The organism is uncultured Anaerococcus sp., assembly GCF_963510915.1.
Lineage (GTDB): Bacteria > Bacillota > Clostridia > Tissierellales > Peptoniphilaceae > Anaerococcus.
Map to the genome: position 1 here is coordinate 1 of NZ_CAUPHG010000065.1, position 10,101 is coordinate 10,101.

A 10,101-nucleotide genomic window follows, 5' to 3' on the forward strand; every position below is an offset into this window, starting at 1 on the left:
AAAAATTTAGTATGAAATCGGCTGTAAATTTTCATGAAAAATTGACAGTTTATTAAAGTTGTTTAAAATTAAGAAAAGCGCCATTCCTATAGGAATGGACAAACATTGATACATAAAAAATGTATCAACCCTTACCCTTATATCAGGATTTAGGTTGATACACAAAATTATTTACAGACTCGATGCAATTTAATAATATTTAACAAAATATGAAATTTGGTTCTTATTTTATATTTTTATAATGATAAAAATGGTTATATCAATTTTATTTTTTTTGTTTTGATATTTCATATAATAGTTTTTCTATTAAGAAGTCTATAGTCAAGACATTCCAGTGATTGTAATTATTATTATCAAAGTAGATTTGTGTATATTGAAGAGAATAGTCAGATAATTTTGAAAGAGAATTATCAGTATGTATAGAAATACCGATTATTTTTACGTTGCTTTTTTTTAATTCTATAATTCTATAATTTTATTTTTTATATTATTTAAATTACCTCTATATGAGATTATTAGAATAAGTGATTTGCCGTTGAGTTTTATTTTTTCAAATTCTTCTATAGATCTAATTGTTTCAAAGTGTATATCATATAAATTAAGATCTGCTATAAAACTTTCTCCTATTTTATTTTGTTTCCACCCAGTAGCGTAAAAATATAAATTATCTGAATTTATTATCTCGTGTGCAGCATTTTTAGTAACGATGTTTGATAATATATCGGTCCACTCTAAATTATTGATTATTGTTCTGATAAAGTCGGAATTAAAATTTTCATTTATAATTTCTTCTGAATTTAATTTATTTCTTACCCAATATTTAAAGTCATTATAGCTTTTAAATCCAATTTTTTTAACTAGTCTAAAAAGTGTTGAATTTGATGTGAATGTTATATCAGCAATTTCTGAAATTGTTGAAGTAGGAATTTTCGAAATATTATCTTCAAGCAATTCGATAATTTGAAAATCAGATTCAGATAAAACGTTTTTATTCCTTATCGCAATGCTTTTTAATACATTCATATATTACCTCTCGTTACGAAATAATTATTATTATAATTTATTATACTATTATATGATGATTTTAGGAAATTTTTCAAAAATGAAAAAAAATCCACGAAATAACGTTTTCTATAAAAAATGAAAAAAATTTTAAAGTAGATATTAAAATTGAAATATCAAGGATTATAATTTATAATACAAATAGGAAAATGATTCTATAGGAGGTATTATGAAGAATATCAAAGTAACAATTGCAGGAGCGGGTAGTGGTTATACACCAGGGATGGTTTTATCTTTACTTAAAAACGAATACTTTAAAGTGAGTGAAATAAGGCTTTACGATATAGATAAAGATAGAAATGATGATATGGAAGTTATAATCAAATTTATTGTTGAGAAAGGAGGGTATTGCACAGATATAATTAAAACTGAAAATCCAGAAACTGCCTTCAGTGGAATTGATTTTGTATTCTCACAAATAAGAGCTGGTGGCATGAAAATGAGAGAAAAAGATGAAAAAATACCTTTGAAATATGGATTGGTAGGTCAAGAAACCTGTGGCCTTGGCGGATTTTCATATGGTATGAGATCTATGAAAGGGTTTTCTGAACTGGTTGATTTGATACAAAAATATGCACCAGAAGCCTGGATTTTAAATTATACTAATCCCGAAACCATTGTAGCTGAAACTGTACGAAGAAAATATCCAAATGCAAGAATAGTCAATGCTTGTGATATGACAATTGGTATTGAAGAATTGGCATGTAGATCATTTGGATATGATAGAAATAATTGGATTGTTAATTACTATGGTTTAAATCACTTTGGTTGGTATAAATCAATTTATGATGTCTCATTGCAAAGAGATGTCATGCCAGAGATAATAGAAAAAATTACAATGAATGGATTTGATACAGACGGAATGGATAAAAGCTGGGCTTTAACATATGAAAATATGAGGAAAATCACTAAAAATTTTCCTACTAATTTGCCTAATAATTATTTGGAATATTATCTTTATCCAAATCTAATTGTTGAGGAATCTGATATTAGTTATACTAGAGCAAATATGATAATGGATAGTAGGTTGAAAAAAATTAAGGATACAGTCAAACTAATAAAAAATAACCCTAATTTAAATAGTATCGATTATCAAGATGATTTACATGGACAATATATTATTGATATTGCTGACTCAATTTTAAACAATAAGAATAGAAGATTTATGCTAATAGTTCCAAATAAAGGAGCAATTCCAAATCTAAGAGAAGATGCTACTGTCGAAGTTCCTTGCTATGTAAATGCAAAAGGAGTTGAGCCTATTAGATTAGGATATGATATACCTGATTTTCATAAAGGCTTGATGGAGGCGCAAGTCGCATCCGAAAAGCTACTTGTTGATGCATTTTTTGAGAATTCCTATCAGAAAGCTTTAGAGGCATTTACTTTAAATCAAACAGTTCCTAATTCTGATGTTGCAAAGAAAGTTTTAGATGAAATGATAGTAGAAAATAAAGATTATTGGGTTGAATTGAGGTAATAATATGGGGAAATTAATTATTAATGCAGATGACTTTGGATATAGTAGAGGAGTTAATGCTGGAATAATTGAAGCTTATAGTGAGGGTTTATTAACATCAACAACCATAATGGCAGGAATGCCTGGTTTTGATGAAGCTGTTGAATTAGCAAAGAAACACAAAGGATTAGGTGTAGGCGTTCATTTAACTTTGACTTGTGGATATCCAGTAAGCAGTAATTTAAAAACAATTGTTGATGAATCAGGTCTATTTATGAATCTATCGTTTTATGAAGATAGTAAATTCGAGAGCCTAATTGACTTGGATGAAGTTTATGCTGAATGGAAGAGTCAAATAGAAAAAGTATTAGAATCAGGAATAAAGCCAACCCATCTTGATAGTCATCATCATGTAAATAATATTGGAAAAATTAAAGACGTATTTGTTAAATTAGCTAGAGAATATTCTCTACCTGTAAGGAATAATTTTGATGTTCCAAGTGATATAAAAACAACAAGTAAACTTATCGATTATTTTGATAGAATCGGATTTGTTAAAAAGATATGGAGGGGGATGAATTGTGGAAATTTAATAAAGGATTGTAACACTTATGATAGTATAGAAATTATGTGTCACCCAGCTTATGTAGATAATTATCTACTAACTCATTCATCTTTTCATGTAGATAGAACAAGTACTTTAAAAGAATTGAAAGACGTTGAATTAAAAGATGAATTGAATAAGAACAAGATAGAGATGATAAATTTTTCACAAATATGAGGTATTAAAATGAAAGATAAATTATATAATTTAATGCAAAAATTTTCTAGAGCCATTATACAGCCGGTAATGTTTATGGCTGCAGCAGGTATATTAATAGCTTTTGCAGCAATTTTAAGATTGGAAGTAATGCCTAAATTCATTGTTTTAATAGGTGAATTTATAAATAGTGTTGTAGTAAGTGGTATGATAGCCAATTTATCAGTTATATTTTGTGTGGGAATCGCTGTTGCTTTAGTTCCAGATAAAAAAGGTGATACTGCAACAATCGCCATAACTTCTTTTTTGATGTTTCTATTTGCTAATAATTTTTGGCTAAGTCATACAGGTAACTTAGCTGAACCAACAGAAATTGGTCTTGCTGGTACTGGACAAGGCAATGTTCTAGGTGTTCAAGTAACGGACATGGGAGTTTTCTTGGGAATTCTTATGGGGTGTATAGTTGGATTTGTTGTAAACAGGTTCAAGAATGTTAAATATCATGAGTATTTATCAATGTATGAGGGAACAAAGACAGCTTTTTTGGTGATGGTATTTGTTTCTGCCATCTTAGGAGTAGGTGTTACATATGTTTGGCCAATATTTGATAATCTATTAAACGCATTAATGAATTGGATTTCAGATGCTGGTCCGCTAGGTTTCTTTGTTTATGGTGTTGTAAATAGATTGGCGTTACCATTTGGATTACATCACTTATTATGGGTGCCTATGTCATATTCTCCAGTAGGAGGCTCAGCAGTAATTAATGGTCAATCTTATTTTGGGGCAACAAATATTTGGTACGCAGAATTGGCTAATTTAGATAAAATAACACAGATTGACCCTTCTATAGGATCTCTAGTAAACTTTGGTTATACAGCTTTGCCTTTAGGTATTGCACTTGCTTTGATTCATTCAGCAAAACCTGAAAATAAAGATAAAGTTAAAGCTTTGATTATTCCTGCTGTGGCTACATCAGCTTTGGCATCAATAACAGAACCAATTGAGTTCATTTTCTTGTTTAGTTCTCCTATCTTATGGATAGCACATACATTTGTTTATGGTTTCGGTATGCTTATATCTAGTTTATCTGGCTTGAGAATGTATGTTGGAAATATAATAGAAACTACCTTATATTGCTTGGCCGTACCAATGAATTTAGGAAAGCAATGGCTAATACCTATAATTTTTGTTATTTTAGTTGCAATGGAATATTTGTCCTTTAGATTTCTTATCGTTAAGTTAAATTTAAAAACATTAGGAAGACAAGATATGCCTAATGAAAAGCAAATAAGAGAAGCCATAGAAAAAAGAGATAGAATGAAAGGTAAGAATGTATCAACTAATAAAGACCTTAAATCAGATATTGATGAAATTGACTCTCAAATGGCATTGATAATTGATGGTTTGGGTGGGGCTGATAATATTAAGACCCTTGAAAATTGCTATACAAGACTAAGGATAGAACTTAATGATGCTAGTAAAGTTGATAGAGAGATATTAGATTTGTATCCATCTAAGGGTATTATCCAATCTGGTAATAATATTCAGATTGTAATTGGTTTAGGTGTAGATAAAATTAAAACAAATTTAGAGCATGAATTGAGTAAGTATTGAGTTATTGAGATAGAGGGCTTGGTTAAAGCTCTCTATTTCAATGCATATAAGTTATATAAAGATCTTATTGTACTCCCGTTAGAGTTATTTTTTATATTTTGAAATAGAATTCTATATTAAAAATCACAAAACCTATAATATATTTAGCATCATGGATACAATGGCTTTATTATAATATATTCTGTCATATATGTGTATAAAGCATAATATTTACACAAGATTTTATATTTTACGAACAACATGAACAGTGGTTGAAAGAATCTAACGATTTGCTGGAGGTATGTTTGAACTTGTTATGTTTATTTAGGCTAGTGTTCTAAATAGAACTTGCTAACAAATAAAACACTCAGACATATATAGAAACTTCTTTAACTACTTTTAGTTTTCCTAAATTATGTTTGTATAACCCTTAAACAATTTGAAGGTGAATATCAATGACTTCACCAATTGTTTAATAAGACTTGTGTTCAACTTAAATAATTTAAGCAAGGGTGAAAAGGTTGATTATTTTGTAGAAATCGGAACTTATTTTGGGGTTAGAAGTAAATCACATATTTATGTAATAGGTGTTAAATATGTAATAGATGCCTTTGGCGAATTATTATAAAAAGAAAAAATAAAAGGAGAATATTATGATAAAAAAACATTCAATAGTAGTAGCTGGCGGTGGATCAACATTTACACCAGGAATCATCGGAATGCTTCTAGATAACATTGATAGATTTCCGCTTAGGGCAATTAAGCTCTATGATAACGACGAAAAAAGACAAGCAATAATAGGGAAAGCCCTAGAAATTCTTCTAAAAGAAAGACATCCGGAAATAGATTTCACTTATACAATAGATCCAAAAGAAGGATTTACAGATGTTGACTTCGTACTTGCTCAATTAAGAGTCGGTAAATATGAGATGCGTGATAGGGATGAAAAAGTTCCGTTAAAACACGGTTGTATTGGGCAAGAAACATGCGGACCAGGCGGAATGAGTTATGGTATGAGATCAATCGGTGGGGTGCTAGAGATCCTTGATTACATGGAAGAATATTCACCAGACGCTTGGATGCTAAACTACTCAAATCCAGCAGCCATAGTAGCAGAAGCAACAAGAAGACTAAGACCGAATTCGAAAATAATCAACATTTGTGATATGCCAATCGACCTAATGTATAAGATGGCAGATATGGTTGGTTTAAAAGAATGGCAAGAATTAGACTTTTCTTACTACGGTCTAAACCATTTCGGCTGGTTTACAGCTATCTGTGATAAAGAAGGTAATGATCTTATGCCAAGAATTAAAGAACACGTATCTGTAAATGGCTTTGCAGATGGTATAGGAACTTCCCAACACGTAGATAAATCTTGGTTAGAAACATTCACAAAAGCAAAAGATGTTTATGCTCTAGACCCAGAAACAATTCCAAACACCTACTTAAAATACTATTTCTATCCTGACTTTGTGCTAGAACACACAAATCCAGAACACACAAGAGTTGATGAGGTAAGAGAAGGAAGAGAAAAAGAAGTATTTAGTTTATGTCAAAGCATAATCGATAAAGGAACTGCAGGAGGAGTCGAAATTGAACTTGATGCTCATGCAACCTACATCGTAGATCTAGCGATAGCACTTGCGGAAAATACAAAAGAAAGATTCCTATTAATAGTAGAAAACAGAGGTGCAGTTCCAAACTTTGACCCAACAGCTATGGTAGAAATTCCATGTTTAGTAGGTAAAAATGGAATCGAAAGAATCAATCAAGGACCAATTCCACAATTTCAAAAAGGTCTAATGGAACAACAAGTGTCAGTAGAAAAACTTGTTGTAGAAGCTTGGATAGAAAAATCTTACCTAAAAATGTGGCAAGCCTTAACCCTATCTGCTACAGTTCCGTCAGCTAAAGTAGCCAAAGAACTACTGGATGATTTAATTGAAGCAAATAAAGAATATTGGCCGGAACTTAAATGATAAAAGTAACCAATTTAAAAATCTATACTTGTCTATAATGCAGGTAGAGATTTTTAAATTGGTTTATTAAATTTAGTTTAGAAAAACTTGATAATATCAAATGAAAATAAATTTATCCAGTTAGAATACGTAATTGCCAATAAATAGTTATATAAAGTATCTGACTACAACTTTACAATCGATGAATTTGTAAGCCTCTGATTTATTTAAAAGACCTTAGTTCGAAGAATTGCCTAAGATAGGATTCAATGGCTATAATTACATAAAATATTACATGCTAAATGAAAAATAGATATTGTGGTGTATCCTAGGTCAATTTTATAAAAAATCAGGAGTGTATAATATGGAAGAATAGAAAAAATTATGGATTTTTATATAGGAAATAAGGACTAAGATGATATAATAAATACCTATAAAAAGTATTTTGCTTGATATTTGAATATTTAGCGCAATATATGATTGTATTGAGGAGTTCATAGCCTTTAATAATAAAATGTCTTAGAAGGCTTCAGCGAGTTTAGGTATATAATCTAATAATCCAAAGAAGAAAATAATTTAAAATTTGATGATGAAATCAATACACCAAATACAATGTAATCTGCCTATGACCATGTTACTATCCTTAGATTATGATATATATTTTTAAAAAAACAAGTATGGGAACATTTTTTTATAATATGAAATGATTACATCAAGGTAAATATTATAAAGGATCTTATAAAACTTTTTAAATATTGAGAAGATATTAAATGTAATTAATCAAGAGCATTATAACGAAAAGCAGAAAGAAATCATAAAATAGAGTGATATGGTCTTTGTATTATCTTATATTTTAGAAATTATTAATATAATTGATTTTCTAAATAACCAGATAAAGACAATTATAATTATTAAATGAAAAATTATCAAACGTCATCTTCTCGTGAATGACAGGCTATAACATTATCTTTATTTTACATGATGTATTTAATGTTAATTAAAGGAAAAAATTTCACTTATATCTCAAATTGAGCGACGCTTAACTCTATCATACTAACTTGCATATTATATTTAACTAAGAAAAATCAGTCTTTTGTAAATGTAAGTAAATTACTTGACAATAAGTCACTAAGCGTGTAAAATAGATAAGGATTGGCAGGAATTGCCAATTTATTAAATTTTAAAAGAATAGGAGGTGCATTATGCCAACAATTAATCAACTTGTTAGAAGAGGTAGAAAGAGCGAAAAATCTAAATCAGATACACCAGCTTTAGGTTATAACTACAATACTCTAAAGAGTAGAATAACACCTAACCAATCACCACAAAAACGTGGAGTTTGTACATCTGTTAGAACAGTTACACCTAAAAAGCCAAACTCAGCTTTAAGAAAGATTGCGAGAGTTAGACTTACAAATGGTGCTGAAGTGCTTTCTTACATTCCAGGAATTGGACACAACCTTCAAGAACACAGCGTTGTACTAATTAGAGGTGGTAGGGTAAAGGACCTTCCAGGTGTTAGATACCATATCATCAGAGGTACATTAGATACTGCAGGTGTTGATGGAAGAAAACAAGGTAGATCTAAATACGGAGCAAAAAGAGGCTAGTAATTAGTTGAAAAATAAGTGCATAATGTGCCTATTAACATAAAGGTATGTGTGCACACTTAACGATTAAGATCGAGTACTCAAGATATTACACATAATTGGTAAAGGAGGGAAGAAAAGTGTCAAGAAAAGGACATATACCAAAAAGAGAGGTAATGCCTGATGCTAAGTATAATGATAGAGTGGTAACTAAGCTTATCAACAACGTTATGCTAGATGGCAAAAAAGGCCTTGCGACAAAAATAGTTTATGAAGCTTTTGATATAGTAGCAGAAAGCAAAGGCGAAGATGCTATTGAAGTTTTCCACCAAGCGATGGAAAATATTATGCCAACTCTAGAAGTTAAGGCAAGAAGAATCGGTGGTGCAAACTACCAAGTACCAATGGAAGTTAGACCAGAAAGAAGACAAACACTAGCCCTAAGATGGCTTGTAAACTTTGCTCGCCAAAGAGGCGAAAAAACTATGGTTGAAAGACTTTCTAAAGAAATAATCGATGCATCAAACAATGCGGGTGCCGCAGTAAGAAGAAAAGAAGAGATGCATAGGGCTGCAGAAGCTAATAAGGCTTTCGCGCACTTTAGATATTAGTTAGGGGGATAGATGCCTAGACAGGTTGCACTTAAAGATACCAGAAATATAGGAATTATGGCCCACATAGACGCAGGTAAAACTACTTGTACAGAAAGAATCCTATACTATACTGGTAAAATTTATAAAATCGGAGATACCCACGATGGAACAGCAGTAATGGATTCCATGGAACAAGAAAAAGAACGTGGTATCACAATAGGATCTGCTGCAACAACAGCATTTTGGAAAAACCATAGAATAAACATTATCGATACACCAGGCCACGTTGACTTTACTGTAGAGGTTGAAAGATCTCTAAGAGTACTAGACTCAGCAGTAGCCCTATTCGATGCTAAAAGTGGTGTAGAACCACAATCAGAAACTGTTTGGAGACAAGCTGACAAGTATAACATCCCAAGAATTTGTTTTATTAACAAAATGGATGCTACAGGTGCAGATTTCTTCATGGCAGTTGATACAATAAAAGACAAACTAAAAGCAAACGCAGTTCCACTTGAAATTCCAATAGGAGCTGAACAAACTTTTGAAGGTGCTGTAGACCTTGTAACAATGCAAGCAGTAACATATTCATCTGAAGATCTTGGAGCTCATCCAAAATATTCTGAAATCCCAGCAGACCTTAAAGACCTAGCTGAAGAATACAGAAACAACCTTCTTGAAGAATTATCAGAAGTTGATGATACAATCATGATGAAATACCTAGAAGGCGAAGCAGTAACTGAAGATGAAATTAAAACAGCTATCAGAAAAGCAACTATAGAACAAAAAATATTCCCATGTTTACTAGGTTCTGCTTACAAAAACAAGGGAGTTCAACCACTACTAGATGCTATTGTTGACTACATGCCAAGCCCAGTAGATGTACCAGCTATAGATGGTGTTGATCCTAAAGACCCAGATGTAGTAATCGAAAGACATCCTGGAGATGATGAACCAACAGCAGCTCTAGCATTCAAGGTAGTAACTGACCCATATGTTGGTAAGTTAATCTACGTTAGAATCTATTCAGGTACAATCGAATCTGGTTCTTATATCTACAATGCTACAAAAGGCAAGAGAG

General features: G+C 31.1%; 9 protein-coding genes. 8 read left to right on the forward strand and 1 reads right to left on the reverse strand.

Translation table 11 applies throughout. From position 1 onward, the window contains the following. Positions 1 to 459: 459 nt before the first annotated feature. On the reverse strand, positions 460 to 1,023 hold the full coding sequence (locus RQ893_RS06380; RefSeq protein ID WP_311482217.1) for a hypothetical protein: 564 nt from the start codon (positions 1,021 to 1,023) through the stop codon (positions 460 to 462). A gap of 208 nt (positions 1,024 to 1,231) precedes the next feature. On the opposite strand from RQ893_RS06380, the gene RQ893_RS06385 reads away from it, so the two are divergent. The 8 genes from RQ893_RS06385 to RQ893_RS06420 form a co-directional block, all read left to right on the forward strand. Next, positions 1,232 to 2,542: a maltose-6'-phosphate glucosidase gene (locus RQ893_RS06385; RefSeq protein WP_311482218.1), complete on the forward strand. Its 1,311-nt coding sequence runs from the start codon at positions 1,232 to 1,234 to the stop codon at positions 2,540 to 2,542. Positions 2,543 to 2,546: 4 nt separating this feature from the next. Continuing rightward, on the forward strand, positions 2,547 to 3,302 hold the full coding sequence (locus RQ893_RS06390) for a carbohydrate deacetylase (protein ID WP_311482219.1): 756 nt from the start codon (positions 2,547 to 2,549) through the stop codon (positions 3,300 to 3,302). 9 nt (positions 3,303 to 3,311) lie between these two features. Then, positions 3,312 to 4,898 (forward strand): PTS transporter subunit EIIC, encoded by a 1,587-nt coding sequence (locus tag RQ893_RS06395; RefSeq protein ID WP_311482220.1) that lies wholly within the window; start codon positions 3,312 to 3,314, stop codon positions 4,896 to 4,898. 463 nt (positions 4,899 to 5,361) lie between these two features. Then, positions 5,362 to 5,505, forward strand: coding sequence for a hypothetical protein (locus RQ893_RS06400; protein ID WP_311482221.1), 144 nt, complete (start codon positions 5,362 to 5,364; stop codon positions 5,503 to 5,505). 25 nt (positions 5,506 to 5,530) lie between these two features. Further along, positions 5,531 to 6,859: a 6-phospho-alpha-glucosidase gene (locus tag RQ893_RS06405; protein WP_311482222.1), complete on the forward strand. Its 1,329-nt coding sequence runs from the start codon at positions 5,531 to 5,533 to the stop codon at positions 6,857 to 6,859. Positions 6,860 to 8,040: 1,181 nt separating this feature from the next. Further along, entirely contained in the window at positions 8,041 to 8,448 is a 408-nt protein-coding gene (rpsL, locus tag RQ893_RS06410) for a 30S ribosomal protein S12 (protein WP_311482223.1), read from the forward strand. 119 nt (positions 8,449 to 8,567) lie between these two features. Then, positions 8,568 to 9,038 (forward strand): 30S ribosomal protein S7, encoded by a 471-nt coding sequence (gene rpsG / locus RQ893_RS06415; protein ID WP_311482224.1) that lies wholly within the window; start codon positions 8,568 to 8,570, stop codon positions 9,036 to 9,038. A 12-nt stretch (positions 9,039 to 9,050) separates the two neighbouring features. Further along, on the forward strand, positions 9,051 to 10,101 hold a 1,051-nt coding region (locus RQ893_RS06420; RefSeq protein ID WP_311482225.1), incomplete at its 3' end, for a GTP-binding protein.

Coding starts and splice junctions, on each gene's coding strand:
- RQ893_RS06380 (WP_311482217.1), bottom strand. CDS start 1,023: ATGAATGTATTAAAAAGCATTGCGATAAGGAATAAAAACGTTTTATCT.
- RQ893_RS06385 (WP_311482218.1), top strand. CDS start 1,232: ATGAAGAATATCAAAGTAACAATTGCAGGAGCGGGTAGTGGTTATACA.
- RQ893_RS06390 (WP_311482219.1), top strand. CDS start 2,547: ATGGGGAAATTAATTATTAATGCAGATGACTTTGGATATAGTAGAGGA.
- RQ893_RS06395 (WP_311482220.1), top strand. CDS start 3,312: ATGAAAGATAAATTATATAATTTAATGCAAAAATTTTCTAGAGCCATT.
- RQ893_RS06405 (WP_311482222.1), top strand. CDS start 5,531: ATGATAAAAAAACATTCAATAGTAGTAGCTGGCGGTGGATCAACATTT.
- rpsL (WP_311482223.1), top strand. CDS start 8,041: ATGCCAACAATTAATCAACTTGTTAGAAGAGGTAGAAAGAGCGAAAAA.